Below are 14,803 nucleotides of genomic sequence, written 5' to 3' on the forward strand. Positions count from 1 at the left end.
CTTATTTCTCATCAAATTTCAGGCGGCGTAGTGAAGCTGTGATAAGGTGGGGGTGAAGGTAGAGTCCATTCCAGGCCGTGTGCACCTTCCCAAACTCGAGCATCTACTTTCTTACCGCCACGCACTGTTCTTATCACATTGTACAAAAATAATAACTGCGAGAACCCAAAAATAAACGCACCAATCGAAGAAATCATATTGAAATTAGTGAATTGCAATGCGTAATCAGGAATTCGCCTTGGCATTCCAGCCAAACCTAAGAAATGCATAGGAAAGAATGCGATATTTACTGAAATGGTAGACAACCAGAAATGCCATTTTCCTAAACGCTCGTTGTACATATGTCCGGTCCACTTTGGTAACCAGTAATAGGTTGCCCCTAGCAGAGCAAATATAACGCCCGGCACCAAAACGTAGTGGAAGTGGCCAACCACAAAATAGGTATCCTGGTATTGGAAATCTGCTGGCACCAAGGCCAACATCAAGCCGGTAAACCCACCAATAGTAAAGAGGAAAACAAAGGCAATGGCGAAAAGCATCGGGGTTTCAAAAGTCATTGAGCCTTTGAACATCGTACTGACCCAGTTGAAAACCTTAATACCAGTCGGCACCGCGATTAACATCGTTGTATACATAAAAAACAATTCTGCGCCTAAAGGAACACCCGTAGTAAACATATGATGTACCCAGACTACGAAGGAAAGTATCGCGATACTTGCGGTCGCATAAACCATGAAATGGTAACCAAATAGTGGTTTGCGGCTAAATGTAGGAATAATTTCTGACACCACACCGAAGGCTGGCAGAACAAGAACGTATACTTCTGGATGACCGAAAAACCAGAATACATGTTGGAATAAAATGGGATCCCCGCCGCCAGCCGCCTCGAAAAAGCTGGTGCCAAAATGCCTATCGGCAAGCATCATTGTTACAGCCCCGGCTAATACTGGCATAATGGCAATTAGCAAGAAAGCTGTAATCAACCACGTCCACACAAACATGGGCATTTTCATCAAACTCATGCCTGGAGCCCGCATATTCAGAATTGTAGCGATAATGTTGATCGAACCCATGATGGATGAAAGTCCCATCATATGAATCGAGAAAATCATAAAATCAGTGCTGGGAGGGGCATATTTGGTTGACAAAGGCGCATACATCGTCCAACCGAAATTCGGTCCACCACCGCTATGAAACATGGTTGAGCCCAAGAGTACAAAGGCAAAAGGCAATATCCAGAAACTCCAGTTATTCAAACGTGGCAGAGCCATATCAGGCGCACCTATCATCATAGGAATTTGCCAGTTGGCCATCCCTGTAAATGCAGGCATAACTACCCCGAAGAGCATAATCAAACCATGAAGCGTGGTCATTTGATTAAAGAAGTTGGGGTCAACAAATCGCTGGCCAGGCTGAAAAAGTTCAGCACGAATAATTAACGCCATGGAGCCGGCAATAAAAAAACTGATCAACGCCAACCAGAGATAAAGGGAGCCGATGTCTTTATGGTTCGTTGTAAACAACCATCGTTTTACAAAACCGCTTATTCCCTTTCCCTGTTCTGGGCCATGATGTTCGTCGTGATCAGTATCATGCGTTAATATATCACTCATCGCAAACCTCCAGCTTGAGCTTTATTCACCATTTTAGGTTGTTGATTATCACCCTGACGTATTTTTGCAACATCGGCAGGCTGAACTTCATCGTTAGTATTATTTTCCCAAGCATTACGCTCATAGGTAATAATTGCGGCAATTTCAGCATCGCTTAATTGCTCTTTATACGCTTGCATAGCAGAGCCAGGTATGCCATGCAGAACCAATTCAATATGACGTGAAATCGGTTTTCCTACTGCAACCGAACTTCCTTTAAGAGCAGGGTACATAGGCGGTATCCCTTTACCATCCGCCTTGTGGCAAGCTGCACAAATGAGATCGTATTTTTGCTTACCCATACTCATCAGTTCAGCACGAGTCATTTTCGGCTGTTCTGTTGGCTGAGCAACGCTGGCATCATATTCATCCTTGACCTTAACCTGCTCAGCAACCCATTTATTGAACTCCTCATCACTGACTGCTTTTACAACAATGGGCATAAAGCCATGGTTAATACCACATAATTCAGCACACTGGCCACGATAAACCCCGGGCTTTTCTATTCTGGCCCAAGCCTCATGCATGAATCCTGGCATGGCATCCCGTTTTATGCCAATCTCGGGAACCCACCAGGAGTGAATCACATCATTGGAAGTCACCAAGAAACGAATTTTTTTATTAACCGGTAAGACCAGGGGTTTATCCACTTCCAGCAAATACCACTGTCCTTTCTTCTGCTTATTCTGTATTTGTTCATAAGGAGTCGATAAATTACTAAAATAGCTAATACCTTGATCGAGATATTGGTATTGCCATTTCCATTGATAGCCAACAACTTTAATGGTGACATCAGACTCCGCTGTGTCATCCATCCGCATCAAAACTTTGGTAGCAGGAATGGCAAGGCCAACAAGAATCAGAAATGGAATTATCGACCAAACAATCTCCAGGCGAGTATTGTCATGAAAAGTAGCCGGTGTATAACCTTTCGATTTACGATGGTGGATGAGTGAGTAAATCATCACCCCAAACACCACGATACCGATGATCGCACAAATCACCATGGCAATCATGTGCAAATCATACATGTCGTTACTTAAAGGCGTCACACCTTTATACATATTTAGCTGCCATTTATCCGCTGCAGCCATTACGGCCTGGCTCATCACCAGTCCCGTCAAGGCGGCAAGCACCTTGCTTACCTTAAACCTGTTTAGCATCCCCGTCCTCACCTCTTTAAATGGCCAGGTATTCTTCGCTGGCCAATAATTAAATAAATTTATAATCAAACCAGAAACGACACCTCAATTACCAGAGGGAAAAGTTCCCTTCCGTTTTTGATTGACTCACCATATATTTAATTGCCTCAATAACCTCACCGGTTGTGCAATGTTTACACCCACCATTTTTCGGATGTGCTTCACCCTTAATCGTATTTTCAATTAAGACATCCATGTTTTTGGCAATTAATGGCTCCCAGATCGCCTTATCACCAATTTTAGGTGCCCCTTGCTTGCCTGAGTCGTGGCACATGCTGCAATTTTCGTTATAAATTTCTTTTCCATTGGAAGGGTATTTTTTGGATCCACCCGCCGCCAAATCGCTCCACTGTGATCGAGATAGCGATTTGTTAAGAATATAATCAACTGCAGCTAAAATATCGTTATCAGAGCAAGTCACACAAGCCCCTTTCACAGGCATGCTGTTATAGCCGTGGATAGCATGGCGATAAAGCCCGGTTAAACCACTGTTCTTTAAGCGCATATACCAATTGGCTCCATTGCCGATTAATGGCGCACCCATCTCCCCTTTTTGGTGACAGATAATGCAAGAATTTACATAAACCTGCTTGCCTCGTTTCAGCGTTGGCTGGCTTTCTGAGGGAGAAACACCCAAAGGCTCCTCGCTTACAACTGTTTTTAAATAGGTAGCAATTGCCAATCTATCTTCTTCAGTCAAGTAAGTTAAACTGTTATGGTTAACTTCTGCCATAGGCCCCGCAACCGGGCCTGCCTTATTAATAAGTTGACCCTGAGCAAAAACATCTGCCACTTCATAATGGCTTGCTGAGTGTAACCCATATTTCGTGATATTAGGTGCCCAATAACCATCAATAAAACTGCCTGTGAGGTAAAAGCGATTCTTAGGCGCCCCAAAAATATTGAGCGGCGTATGACACATACTGCAATGTCCTAAACCATCAACGATATATTTGCCCCGATTCCATGCGGGTGATTTATCAGATTCATAAGTAATATCATTATCTTCTGGGAAGAAAAACAATAAATTCCATCCCCATAAAGAAAAGCGGGCACCGGGTACACCGAAGGGGAAAGGCAAATCCTTATTCTTTTGCTTGACCGCAGGAATATTCATGAAATAAGCGTAAAGTGCACGCGCATCATCATCCGAAATTTTGGAGAAATAAACATAAGGAAAAACAGGGAAATAATTTCTACCCTGGGGATCTCGCCCTTCTTTTAAAGCGCGAATGAAATCCTGCTCGGTCCAATTTCCAATCCCTGTTTCTTTATCAGGTGTAATATTAGGGCTGTAAAACGTACCAAAAGGAGTATTGATCGGCAAACCGCCTGCAAAAGCTGGCGTCTTCCCTTTAACATCGGTATGGCAAGCAATGCAGTCCCCCATCCGTGCCAAATATTCACCGCGCTTAATTAATTCTTCCTGGGCACCACTGGCAGGAGTAGTCGGAGGGTAACTAGGGTAATACCCTTCGATCAAAGGATCCATCGGTTCGCTGGAGCTTTCTTCAGCAGCCCATAAAGCCCCTGGAAAAGCCATCACCAACGCTAAAAAAGACACAATGATTGCGTTTTTTTTCAACAAAGAGCCCACGCTCCCTCCTTAAACTTATTACCCTTGGTAATCTACAGACAGGAAAAATTAATCTGGCATTTTATACCCCTACTCACGCAACTTGCAACGTTGTTAGTACTAGATTTAACGAAAAACAACAATAGACTTCTTTCGACACTCGCTGCAGTGGGGGCAGTACGAGGAGAAACGGCTCGCAGAACCGCCGTGTACACATCAGTACACGAGGACAGGACTTACGAAAACTTCGAGGTCGAGGCAAAATTTGATTTTAATGAGGGAGTTTAGCTTAACTAAATGACCGAATTAAAATCAAATTTTAACGAAGAGATCGGAGTTTTTCGTAAGTCCTGGAGGATTCGAGTACTGGATCGACAACGTAATGCGCCAATGCAGTAGCGTTTCGGAAATCCAATAAACTTCTTACGAAACTCGCTGCAGTGAGAGCAGGACAAGGAGAAACGGCGCGCAGAACCGCAGTGTACATACCAGTACATGAGGATTCGAGCACCGGATCGACGACGTAATGCGCCAATGCAGTAGCGTTTCGAAAGAAGTAAAATAATTCGGCTGACATCTCCGACAAGCGTTGCTATGATTCCATCCTTCATGGACAACCAAGGAATTCTTATGGTGTGGAAAGCGGCAGTTGATTTAGCCCAATTACAACAAACAGAGAGAGAAACGTTGCTTATTGACGGCCACAAAATCCTCTTTATCTGGCATAACGAGCAAGTGCACGCGGTTCAGGCGCAATGTCCACATTTCAAGCTTCCCCTCGCTAAAGGTAAAATTACGGATAACTGCGCTATTGTCTGTCCCTTTCACAAAAGTGAATTTGATTTAGCCACCGGCGATGTAAAATGCTGGTCACCCTGGCCACCTGCTGTAGGCAATCTCTTAGGAAAAGTTGTCAAACCTAAGAACTTGAAAATTTACCCGACCCGAATTGAGCAAGGTAAAATCGAAGTTGATGTCGTTTAAACGCACTGGACCTAATTTTCCAGTTAGATTTCAATTAGAAACCGCTTTGCTCCTTCCGCAATTTTTTCTATAAAAAGCTTGTATTGCCTGGCAGGTAACTGCCAGTAATGCAAGTATAACGGCATCAACCAACGTTTATCTGGGCAAAGTTCTACTAACAAACCCTGTGCTAACTCGTCACGAATATCCAGACTCGGGATCCAGCCATAACCATAGCCTTTTAAAGCGAATTGCTTATATCCCTGCACGGAAGGCACCTTATGATAACGATACCTGGTAAATGAATGCGCAAAAAAATGTTTAAAATAATGCTCCGGTAGGCGATCGCGGCTATCAAAAATAATCACCGGTGCGGCTAACAAATTATCGATCACCGATTTTTTGGCCTTAAAATGACGGGCGATAAAAGGGGGTGAGGCGACTAATAAATAATCCATATGCCCCAACAAGACACATTCACAGCCTGGCAAAGGCCGATCGTAGCTGGTTACACAAGCCGATACTGAACCTTTACGGAAATAATCAATAGTTACTTCCTGATCATCAGTGATGATGTCAATATTGATTTTTTCCAACAGCTTTAATTCCTCCAACAAACGAACAAACCAGGTTTCCAAACTATCGCGATTCAATGCAACAGAAAGGCGGGCTGGCGTATCTTGTTGAATTTCTTGTAATAAATGCTCTTCTAGCAAACGGGTGCGACGTAGCAAACTAAGTAATTTTTCTCCCAACGGAGTCGCTTGATAAGGCAGTGAGCGAATAAGTAGAGGTTGACCGAATTGGGTTTCCAATTGTTTGATACGCAAACTTACCGCAGGCTGTGTAATAAATAATTGCTTGGCGGCTGCCGCAAAACTCTGGGTTTGAATGACTGCATCCAAAGCCTGTAAGCCTCTTTGCTCTATTCTCATAAGTAAAACTTATCAATGATTATAATTATTAATTTTAATTATAATTAAAAATGCGCAATAATTGCCACATTTCGTTTTGAGGGATAATTCACCATGACGGTATATCTAAATGGTTTAATGCTCGGCTTATCGCTAATAACTGCTCTGGGTCCGCAGAATGTCTTTCTGATTCGCCAGGGTGCTCTACGTAACCACGCCGCCCTTTCAGCCCTCGTTTGTTTTTTCTGCGATATCATTCTGGTTTTTGCCAGCGTTGCCGGTTTGCACGAGGTACTTAAGCTTCATCCTACGTTGCAGGGATGGGTAACCTGGTTTGGCGTCGCCTTTTTACTGTACTATGGGTACAAGACATTAAAGCAAGCTTTGAGCAAAGAAATGCAGATGGCTGCTCCCGACGAGCGAACGCCTAATCGTTTGCAGATTGTCATGCTTGCCCTTGGCTTTAGTTTACTAAATCCGCATGCAATTATTGACAGTCTGGTCATCATAGGAGGAGGCAGCAGTCAATTTCCCGAGCATCAACAAGCCTTCTTATTAGGTGTACTGACCTCCAGTCTCCTGTGGTTCAGCTCACTGACATTTACAACCCACTATTTTGCGCATGTTTTGTCTCGGGCTAAGGTTTGGAAGCGCATCGAATTTTCCAGTGGAATACTGATGCTATTTTTAGGTTTAAAACTAGCTTGTGGTCAATTTTAATAGTCTTTATCCCGTAGAAGAAAGTGCAGTCCTTCTAACCGCTTCGGTAGCTAAATCTTTACCATTGGATTGTAAAAAGACAGACCACAAATCATCTGTTCCCCCCTCGCCATAAATTTTGAATCGCCACTCTTTGGTTTGCTCACCCGCTGCAAACTGCGTTAATTTTGCTTTAAAAAGAGTCGTTGGCTCATTGTCCCTTTTGGCACGTGATAACATAGAAGCCGGCTCAAGATCACCCATACTCCAAGTGCAAATCGTTTCGCTTTTTACGCAGGGCCCTAACGTCAATACAAGATCCTGCAGCGATAGCACACCCAATTTATACCAATGGTCGCCCGTATTTCGTCCCATTGACCAATTATAGGCAGCAATCAAATCATTTAAGGCCTCCTGATATTGTTTAAATGCTTCTGCATGATGTGCATAGTGATAGGTAGCAAAACAGAACGCCGCTATAGACACCGTAACTAAAGGGAAAACATAGCTCCCTACCCAGGAAGCACTACCAATTACTGCTCCTCTTATAATATTGTTATCGATTCTATGTAAATGTTTTTGTGCTTGTTGGAAACGCAAACAGCGCTTGCCGATGATATCGAGATGGTTCGCCGATTTGTAATTAAAATTCCCATCCCCCAATTCTACTCGCGGGATTAAAGCCGGCTCTTCAAAAAATCCAAACATTAGGCAACTCCATTGCTTATCACTTGGAATATTTTTATCGCAATAAAAAAAAGATAGCAAGAAACTTAAAATAGAGAATCAATAAAGAACTAAAGATAGAAAGGGTCAATCAGTGTGTCGCCAATTGACCCAGTGGAATGACACATAGCAAGTCCAACCTCGCGTGGCGAATATCGCACAGCGACGTCAGCATTGTCAATATACAAGCCCCCTTTTACATGAAACTTCTTTCGAAATTCGCTACAGTGAGAGTAATACGAGGAAAACGGCGCACAGAACTGCGAAGCATGAGGACTCGAGCACCCTATCGACGACGCTATGCGCCAATGGAGTAGAGGTTCGACAGAAGTTTATTTGTTGTTCCTTTACGCATACGCTAGACTGCCCCCAAGTTCATAGTTCATAGCGGGTCCATCATGTTTTACGGCGACAATGTGCAAGATACGAGACAACTGTTTTTTTCCAGCTGGCAGAAATACCTCCAAAAGCAACCTTTGCTACCTCTGGAACAACAAATTGTCGACGTTATTCTGGTTCATCCTGAATACCATAAGCTCCTGGAAACTGCTTCCTCCTACGACAATCAGCCTTATTTTCCTGAGCTGGGACAAACCAATCCTTTCTTGCATATGGGCTTACATATAGCAATTCGCGAGCAAATTAGTACTGACCGACCTGGCGGCATTGACTCGCTTTATCGTCAATTACTGCAAAAATACAGCGATCGATTGGTAGTCGAACACCTAATGATGGATTGTCTGGCAGAATCTCTTTGGCGGGCCCAGCGCAGTCAAACATTTCCTAATGAAAAAGATTATCTTGATGCCTTAAATCGCCTATTAGGGGTTGGCTAGGAAAGATTCCTCTTGCGGTTCAACCACCTCACCGCTTTTGCGTAAAAGAAAGAATGGCGTCATGAGTGTACAAACCGTTATGAAATAGGTAAACAATCCCCCCATCCCAAAAACGTGCATAAACCAGGGCGCCAGTAAAGGCCCTGCCATGGCCCCAAGGCTGTAAGCCAGTAATAAGCTTTGTGTGCCAGCAACAATATCGCGTGCTTCTAAAGTATCGCAAGCATGGCTAATGCTAATTGGGTAAAGAGTGAAGGTCAAACCACCAAAGAGCAACATCAACATAAAAAAGCACCAGGGATTCATGTGAGTTGTCATTAAAATGAAAGAAACAATACTGGTAGCCACTGCAATGAGAATCAGAACTAAACGGCGTGCAACCAAATCGGACAGCCTACCTAATGGATACTGTAATAGCATCCCGCCAAAAATAATGGCAAACATATAGTTCGCTACTTTTCCATTATCATGAAATAAATCACTCAGCAGTGTTGGCATCAAACCGTAGATACCACCCATAATCAATCCTGAGCTTAGGCAACCTGCTAAACCCGCCATCGATTTATCAAGTAGTTTCTGTAAACTGAGCGTTGATGCCTCTTCGTACTTCGGTGGATTTACACGAGACATGGCCAAGGGAATAATAGACAAAGAGCAGAGTATGGAGGTCAGGGCAAACAATGATAGCGTGTCTGGCTCCGCAAGATTCAAAAAAAACTGTCCCAAACTCTGTGCTGCATAGTAGCTAATCATGTATAAAGACAGTACTCTTCCCCGATTCATCGCCGTACTTTTACCAAGCAGCCAGCTCTCAATCACGACAAACAAACCCGCTGAGGCAAAGCCGGCTAAACCACGTAAAAATAGCCACAGCCCAACCTGATAAAAAATACCATGCAATAAACAGATAATTGCCTGCGTAGCAGAAAAAACGACATAGGCACGGATATGACCAACCCGGTTAATGAAGCGATCCATGCGAAACGAGCCCACTACCAGTCCGGCATAAAAGACACCTGTCATGGCACCAATTGCAAGTGGCGACGCTTGACTTAAGGTCATATTCAAGGCTAACAGCGTGGAGAAAAAACCCGTTCCGAGGATAAAAATAAATAAACTCAATAAGGGCACAAAAATCTCAATCATAACAACTGGCATGGTGATACACTCGTTAGAGATTAGAGTAGGCAGAAAAAGATACAAAATGAGCATAACAAACTATTGCCTACACTGCATCCACATTATGTACTTATCCAAACACGAGACTAAAAATAAGTCAGACTTAACAAGACCCATCAACATTTTTGTTTTATAGCCCTAGAATCGGTTAAGATAAGCAACCTGCTCCCTATACAAACAACCAATGACCAAAAAAGAAAAAACCACCCATTTTGGCTTTGAATCTGTGGCCTGGGATGAAAAAGAAAAGAAAGTTGGCGCCGTCTTTCACTCGGTTGCCAAGAACTATGATTTAATGAATGACTTAATGTCTCTAGGCATTCACCGCCTCTGGAAACGCTTCACGATTGCCCTAAGTCAGGTACATGCTGGACATCAAGTGCTCGATTTAGCGGGTGGCAGTGGTGATTTAACCCGTTTACTGAGTAAGAAAGTAGGCGATCAAGGACAAGTTATTTTAGCGGATATCAATGCGGCTATGTTAGCTGTAGGACGGGACCGCCTGTTGGATGAAGGCTTGTATAACAATATCAACTTCGTACAAGCTAATGCCCAAAGCCTGCCTTTTGCTGACAATAGTTTTGATTGTATTACGATAGGTTTTGGTTTGCGCAATGTCACTGATAAAGAAGAAGCGTTACGTTCTATGTATCGTGTTTGTAAACCAGGTGGTAAATTGATGGTTCTGGAATTTTCCACACCGACAATTCCAGGACTAAAACCGATTTACGATTGGTATTCTTTTAATGTGTTACCTAAAATCGGGCAATTGTTCGCGCAAGATGCTGACAGCTATCAATATCTTGCTGAGTCAATTCGCATGCATCCCACCCAGGAAGGTTTAAAGGTAATGATTGAACGAGCAGGATTTGAAGATTGTCATTATCATAATTTAAGTGGTGGAATCGTTGCCTTGCACATCGCCCATAAATATTGAGAGTAATATGATTAAGAAATATTCATTGAAAGCACTGCAAAAGGCTATTAATCACGCCCTGGCACTAGACGACTCCATGCCAGCCAAAATCGCAGCCTTGCAGGGCAAAGTGCTCGAAATTATCATCGCCCCCTTGGGTGTTAATTTTTTTATTCATTTCGATCAGCAACAATTAGAGTTACTCGCCGACTATGAAGGGCGACCTGATACCATCATTCATAGCAGTCCTCTTGGTTTAATTCGTTTAAGTTTTTTACCGGTTTCCAAAGCCCGCTCTTTATTCAACGATAAAATCCGATTATCAGGTGATGTAGAACTGGGTCAACAGGTCAAAAAACTATTCGATGAACTGGACATTGATTGGGAAGGCCATCTCGCCCATTTTACCGGTGATGTGGTAGCCCATCAGCTGGGCTCCCTCGTCCGCCATGGTTTGGCATTTAAAAAGCAGTTAGGGGAATCACTGCGCCATAATTTGACTGATTATCTGCAAGAAGAACTGGCTGCTGTGCCGCCACGTGAAGAAATCGATGATTTTTTTAACGATATCGATAAGCTGGCACTTGATGTGGAGCGTTTGCAAGCCCATATTAACCAATTGATGGCAGGCCATGAATTCAATTAAACAATTATTAAGACTGCTGCATATTAATCTGATATTGGCCAAAAATGGCCTCGACCAGGTCATTGTTTCCATTCGGCTTTTTTCACCTTTTCGTTTTATAGTTTATCTAAACCCCTGGAACTGGGTACGCAAAGAAAAATTAACCCGTGGAGAAGCCTTAAGAAAAACCCTGGAAGAGTTAGGTCCCATTTTTATTAAATTCGGCCAGGCCTTATCAACTCGTCCTGACATCCTGCCCCCCGATATCGCATTGGAATTATGTAAATTACAGGATAAAGTCCCGCCCTTTGCCAGTGAAAAGGCTTTAGCCATTGTTGAAGCAGCCTTTGGTCAATCAGCCTTTCAAGTCTTTGCCCGGTTTGATCCCATTCCTCTTGCTTCTGCATCGATGGCACAGGTTCATGCAGCCACCTTAAAAACGGGGGAAGAGGTCGTGGTGAAAATTTTGCGCCCCAATATGCGCAAAATTATTGAGAAAGATTTACGTATTATGTACACCATAGCCAACTTCGCTGACCGTTATTGGGCTGAAAGCAAGCGTCTAAAACCTAAAGAAATTGTTCAGGAATTCGAACATAATTTAATTGATGAACTCGACTTGCAACGGGAGGCAGCCAATGCAGGCCAGTTAAGACGAAATTTTCATAATTCGCCCCTTCTCTACATTCCAGAAGTGTTTTGGGACTATACCCGTGAAAATGTCATGGTGATGGAGCGCATCTATGGAATACCTGTCTCTGATATTGCTACCTTGCGGGAAAGAGGCGTCAACATTAAAAAACTGGCAGAACGGGGCGTAGAAATTTTCTTCACCCAGGTATTTAGAGATTGTTTCTTTCATGCCGATATGCATCCGGGCAATATTTTTGTATCACCACTCCACCCTCATGATCCGCAATATATTTGTATTGATTTTGGCATTATAGGCACCTTAAATGACAGCGATAAGCGTTATCTCGCAGAAAATCTATATGCCTTTTTTAACCGTGATTACCGACGCGTTGCGCAATTGCATGTTGAATCCGGTTGGGTTGCAAGAGACACCCGTATTGAAGAATTTGAAAGTGCTATTCGTACCGTCTGCGAGCCTATCTTCGAAAAACCTTTAAAAGATATTTCTTTCGCCCAGGTAGTCTTACGCCTTTTTCAAGTGGCAAGACGCTTCCATATGGAAGTACAACCCCAATTAGTACTCTTGCAAAAAACGTTATTGGCAATAGAAGGATTGGGGCGCCAACTTTATCCCGAGCTTGATCTTTGGGTCACTGCCAAACCCTTTTTGGAAAAATGGCTGAAAGAACAAATGGGGCCCAAAGCATTCATTCGCCAATTACGCGAGAACCTGCCCTTCCTTACGGAGCAATTACCTCATATGCCACGATTATTACATGACGTATTGGAATTAACTAAAGAGCAAAAAATTCGTGCCTTGCTGCCCGTCAACAACCAGCAGAATGCATACATGACAAGAAATGCCTGGTACAAAGGGCTCGGTTTAGGTATTTTTATTACTATGGCGACAGTCGGTGCGCTCAGTTATTTTAAATTGTTAAACCATGATAAATTGTCAGCTATAGCGATAACCATTGCAATTGCCGGCGGATTTGTCGCCTTTATTAACCGTACTAACAGGAGTTAACATGGGATTAAGTGGGATCAGTCCTTTATCATTACTATTAATATTACTCATTGTTGTAGCCTTGTTTGGTACCAACAAATTAAAAAATATCGGCTCCGATTTAGGCACCGCAATCAAAAATTTTCGCCGCGCTATGAATGAGGATGATGATAAAAAATCATGAGTAGCGGAGAATTATTACTTACTTTCTTAGTGGCCATTGTGGTTTTTGGCCCGAGCAAATTACCCATGCTTGCAGAACATCTAGGCAAACTTGCCCGTCATTTAAACCGGTTAAAAGAGCAAATTACTAATTTTTGGCAAAACCAATTAAGCGAACAGCAACTCATAGAAAATACACGCAAAGCAGAAAAAGCAGATGCTGCTTATCAGCAAGAAGATAAACCCTCCTGATTTAAACCCTCCAATACCTGCGAAGCCAATTATTAGCCTGAAACTAGCCAGTCTCTCCACTCTCTCTAATAACAAAGGGTACGCAAAACACTTGAGTACCGGACACGGGCACGATTTGTTCAGTGCCTTTTCTTACCTGCAAAACCAGCGACTACTCATTTTCCTGTTAAAGTTCTCTTAAGCATCAGATGTTAAAATAATGCTCATATAGATTAATTATTTAATATCGAGATATCATGTTATCCAAACAAGAAGTCGAATCCACCGAAAGCAATTTAGTCCCAACTGCGCTTCCTTATGCTGCTAATTATTCGAAATTTTGCTCTCCTTTCAGTAACAGCTTCGAAAATGCCAAAGCTGTTTTAGGCAATTACTGTACTAGAAGCTGGCTCCAATGGGCTCCCAAAGGCCCCCTTCAGCGCATGGGTAAAAATCGTACTTCAAAAAATATTGATACTGTAGAAGGGCTATTAACTAATCCTCATATTACTTCAATACCCGGACTTGTTTCTTCAATTAATGATCAGATTCAAGATTACTCTACGGATAGCTCTTTGTTGAAGCGTTTGGTATTTATTTGTGCCATGGCAAGCATTCCCTATCAAATCGTTAAGAAAGATGAGAAGTTAGTTTTGGAGCTGCTTGAAGCGCCGGAATTAAGCTTGATAGGTAATAGTATACAAACAACATTAATTGGAGATAGTTCAAACTTGTTGTTGCAATCTTACAGGCAATACCCTCTTCACCCTGAATATACTGAATCCAGAATAATTGCCTCCGAAGATCGCGATTATAAAGGCGTTATGGTCACTAATGATCCCGCCATGCTAAAACCAGGTAAGAACTATTTATATGTTGTTACCTTGGAGGGCGAAGTCTGGTTTGCACCCCAATTTAACGGTTCAACCAAATTAACCCACGGAGGCTTGGCTCGCCAGGCACAATTACTCTCTGGCGGCTCAAACGGAAATGCCGTTCTTAGTGCCGGTGCCATATCGCTAGGCCATAAGGACGCCGTATTTAATTTAGCGAGCGGCCATTTCCAACCGGAATTCGGAGCCTATATACCTCTTATTGAAGCCTTAATGGATAAACTTCCTGGTTATAAGTTACTGTTACAAAGGACTTATTACAAAAGTTTAGACGATCGCGCTTGTGTCGAAGCTTCGTTAGATTTAATAGACGGCATCCGAAATCTTAAATTAAACTTACTAACCTATCTGCAGCAAGTTCGCTCTATTCCTTTGACTGCTGTTGCCCGTAAAATTTTTCTAGATATCAACACTGCCGGTACTGAATACCAAGAAGAAGCTATTAAATTCGATGCAGAAGAGCTAGAAATGTTATTTAAAGATAAAGTGTTAAGAAAAATCATCAGTGACTCTCTGTCTTATTGCCCAGAAGCGATTCAGGAATATGGCAAAAAGCTATTATCAACAGAAACAAACTTCTCGTTGTAATA

15 protein-coding genes are annotated in these 14,803 nt (G+C 42.7%); 9 read left to right on the plus strand and 6 right to left on the minus strand.

Translation table 11 applies throughout. From position 1 onward, the window contains the following. Positions 1 to 11: 11 nt before the first annotated feature. The 3 genes from ctaD to ACN4Z1_RS01000 all read right to left on the minus strand — a co-directional run bounded on the left by ctaD (position 12) and on the right by ACN4Z1_RS01000 (position 4,346). A complete protein-coding gene (gene ctaD / locus ACN4Z1_RS00990; RefSeq protein ID WP_115220052.1) occupies positions 12 to 1,613 on the minus strand; it encodes a cytochrome c oxidase subunit I in 1,602 nt (533 codons plus the stop codon). After that, positions 1,610 to 2,815, minus strand: coding sequence for a cytochrome c oxidase subunit II (coxB, locus tag ACN4Z1_RS00995; RefSeq protein ID WP_228363610.1), 1,206 nt, complete (start codon positions 2,813 to 2,815; stop codon positions 1,610 to 1,612). The genes ctaD and coxB overlap by 4 nt, the downstream gene beginning before the upstream one ends. A gap of 88 nt (positions 2,816 to 2,903) precedes the next feature. After that, positions 2,904 to 4,346, minus strand: a complete 1,443-nt coding sequence (locus ACN4Z1_RS01000) for a c-type cytochrome (RefSeq protein ID WP_370634578.1) — start codon at positions 4,344 to 4,346, stop codon at positions 2,904 to 2,906. 714 nt (positions 4,347 to 5,060) lie between these two features. On the opposite strand from ACN4Z1_RS01000, the gene ACN4Z1_RS01005 reads away from it, so the two are divergent. Continuing rightward, entirely contained in the window at positions 5,061 to 5,414 is a 354-nt protein-coding gene (locus ACN4Z1_RS01005) for a Rieske (2Fe-2S) protein (RefSeq protein ID WP_115220049.1), read from the plus strand. A 23-nt stretch (positions 5,415 to 5,437) separates the two neighbouring features. Here the strand turns inward: ACN4Z1_RS01005 and ACN4Z1_RS01010 are convergent, their stop codons facing one another. Next, positions 5,438 to 6,328 carry an ArgP/LysG family DNA-binding transcriptional regulator gene (locus ACN4Z1_RS01010; RefSeq protein ID WP_228363609.1) on the minus strand — a complete coding sequence of 297 codons (891 nt, stop codon included), beginning with the start codon at positions 6,326 to 6,328 and terminating at the stop codon, positions 5,438 to 5,440. 93 nt (positions 6,329 to 6,421) lie between these two features. On the opposite strand from ACN4Z1_RS01010, the gene ACN4Z1_RS01015 reads away from it, so the two are divergent. Continuing rightward, on the plus strand, positions 6,422 to 7,027 hold the full coding sequence (locus ACN4Z1_RS01015; protein ID WP_228363608.1) for a LysE/ArgO family amino acid transporter: 606 nt from the start codon (positions 6,422 to 6,424) through the stop codon (positions 7,025 to 7,027). Between the two features lie 6 nt (positions 7,028 to 7,033). On the opposite strand, the gene ACN4Z1_RS01020 is transcribed toward ACN4Z1_RS01015, so the two are convergent. Beyond that, positions 7,034 to 7,714, minus strand: a complete 681-nt coding sequence (locus ACN4Z1_RS01020; RefSeq protein ID WP_228363607.1) for a hypothetical protein — start codon at positions 7,712 to 7,714, stop codon at positions 7,034 to 7,036. 416 nt (positions 7,715 to 8,130) lie between these two features. Here ACN4Z1_RS01020 and ACN4Z1_RS01025 point away from each other — a divergent pair, with 416 nt between their 5' ends. Then, positions 8,131 to 8,568, plus strand: a complete 438-nt coding sequence (locus tag ACN4Z1_RS01025; RefSeq protein WP_228363606.1) for a DUF1841 family protein — start codon at positions 8,131 to 8,133, stop codon at positions 8,566 to 8,568. Here ACN4Z1_RS01025 and ACN4Z1_RS01030 read toward each other — a convergent pair. Beyond that, positions 8,554 to 9,726: an MFS transporter gene (locus ACN4Z1_RS01030; RefSeq protein ID WP_228363605.1), complete on the minus strand. Its 1,173-nt coding sequence runs from the start codon at positions 9,724 to 9,726 to the stop codon at positions 8,554 to 8,556. The genes ACN4Z1_RS01025 and ACN4Z1_RS01030 overlap by 15 nt on opposite strands. A gap of 205 nt (positions 9,727 to 9,931) precedes the next feature. On the opposite strand from ACN4Z1_RS01030, the gene ubiE reads away from it, so the two are divergent. From ubiE to ACN4Z1_RS01060, 6 genes are all read left to right on the plus strand, one after another. Continuing rightward, on the plus strand, positions 9,932 to 10,684 hold the full coding sequence (gene ubiE / locus ACN4Z1_RS01035) for a bifunctional demethylmenaquinone methyltransferase/2-methoxy-6-polyprenyl-1,4-benzoquinol methylase UbiE (RefSeq protein WP_115220043.1): 753 nt from the start codon (positions 9,932 to 9,934) through the stop codon (positions 10,682 to 10,684). A 7-nt stretch (positions 10,685 to 10,691) separates the two neighbouring features. Then, entirely contained in the window at positions 10,692 to 11,309 is a 618-nt protein-coding gene (locus ACN4Z1_RS01040) for a ubiquinone biosynthesis accessory factor UbiJ (RefSeq protein ID WP_115220042.1), read from the plus strand. Next, positions 11,296 to 12,948 (plus strand): ubiquinone biosynthesis regulatory protein kinase UbiB, encoded by a 1,653-nt coding sequence (ubiB, locus tag ACN4Z1_RS01045; protein WP_228363604.1) that lies wholly within the window; start codon positions 11,296 to 11,298, stop codon positions 12,946 to 12,948. Before ACN4Z1_RS01040 ends, ubiB begins: the two co-directional genes overlap by 14 nt. A 1-nt stretch (position 12,949) precedes the next feature. Further along, positions 12,950 to 13,111 carry a twin-arginine translocase TatA/TatE family subunit gene (tatA, locus tag ACN4Z1_RS01050; RefSeq protein ID WP_058443498.1) on the plus strand — a complete coding sequence of 54 codons (162 nt, stop codon included), beginning with the start codon at positions 12,950 to 12,952 and terminating at the stop codon, positions 13,109 to 13,111. Beyond that, the gene (locus tag ACN4Z1_RS01055) at positions 13,108 to 13,341 is read left to right on the plus strand and encodes a Sec-independent protein translocase subunit TatA/TatB (protein WP_228363603.1); all 234 of its coding nucleotides are present in this window, start codon (positions 13,108 to 13,110) and stop codon (positions 13,339 to 13,341) included. Before tatA ends, ACN4Z1_RS01055 begins: the two co-directional genes overlap by 4 nt. Before the next feature lie 236 nt (positions 13,342 to 13,577). Further along, positions 13,578 to 14,801 (plus strand): hypothetical protein, encoded by a 1,224-nt coding sequence (locus ACN4Z1_RS01060; protein ID WP_228363602.1) that lies wholly within the window; start codon positions 13,578 to 13,580, stop codon positions 14,799 to 14,801. The last annotated feature ends 2 nt before the right edge of the window (positions 14,802 to 14,803 follow it).

The sequence above is a fragment of the Legionella sp. ST3F1 genome (assembly GCF_048553315.1).
Lineage (GTDB): Bacteria > Pseudomonadota > Gammaproteobacteria > Legionellales > Legionellaceae > Tatlockia > Tatlockia donaldsonii.

What these genes read in the sequence shown, in the direction of transcription:
- ctaD (WP_115220052.1), bottom strand. Translation starts at nt 1,613, where the DNA reads ATGAGTGATATATTAACGCATGATACTGATCACGACGAACATCATGGC.
- coxB (WP_228363610.1), bottom strand. Translation starts at nt 2,815, where the DNA reads ATGCTAAACAGGTTTAAGGTAAGCAAGGTGCTTGCCGCCTTGACGGGA.
- ACN4Z1_RS01000 (WP_370634578.1), bottom strand. Translation starts at nt 4,346, where the DNA reads ATGGATCCTTTGATCGAAGGGTATTACCCTAGTTACCCTCCGACTACT.
- ACN4Z1_RS01005 (WP_115220049.1), top strand. Translation starts at nt 5,061, where the DNA reads ATGGTGTGGAAAGCGGCAGTTGATTTAGCCCAATTACAACAAACAGAG.
- ACN4Z1_RS01010 (WP_228363609.1), bottom strand. Translation starts at nt 6,328, where the DNA reads ATGAGAATAGAGCAAAGAGGCTTACAGGCTTTGGATGCAGTCATTCAA.
- ACN4Z1_RS01015 (WP_228363608.1), top strand. Translation starts at nt 6,422, where the DNA reads ATGACGGTATATCTAAATGGTTTAATGCTCGGCTTATCGCTAATAACT.
- ACN4Z1_RS01020 (WP_228363607.1), bottom strand. Translation starts at nt 7,714, where the DNA reads ATGTTTGGATTTTTTGAAGAGCCGGCTTTAATCCCGCGAGTAGAATTG.
- ACN4Z1_RS01025 (WP_228363606.1), top strand. Translation starts at nt 8,131, where the DNA reads ATGTTTTACGGCGACAATGTGCAAGATACGAGACAACTGTTTTTTTCC.
- ACN4Z1_RS01030 (WP_228363605.1), bottom strand. Translation starts at nt 9,726, where the DNA reads ATGCCAGTTGTTATGATTGAGATTTTTGTGCCCTTATTGAGTTTATTT.
- ubiE (WP_115220043.1), top strand. Translation starts at nt 9,932, where the DNA reads ATGACCAAAAAAGAAAAAACCACCCATTTTGGCTTTGAATCTGTGGCC.
- ACN4Z1_RS01040 (WP_115220042.1), top strand. Translation starts at nt 10,692, where the DNA reads ATGATTAAGAAATATTCATTGAAAGCACTGCAAAAGGCTATTAATCAC.
- ubiB (WP_228363604.1), top strand. Translation starts at nt 11,296, where the DNA reads ATGAATTCAATTAAACAATTATTAAGACTGCTGCATATTAATCTGATA.
- tatA (WP_058443498.1), top strand. Translation starts at nt 12,950, where the DNA reads ATGGGATTAAGTGGGATCAGTCCTTTATCATTACTATTAATATTACTC.
- ACN4Z1_RS01055 (WP_228363603.1), top strand. Translation starts at nt 13,108, where the DNA reads ATGAGTAGCGGAGAATTATTACTTACTTTCTTAGTGGCCATTGTGGTT.
- ACN4Z1_RS01060 (WP_228363602.1), top strand. Translation starts at nt 13,578, where the DNA reads ATGTTATCCAAACAAGAAGTCGAATCCACCGAAAGCAATTTAGTCCCA.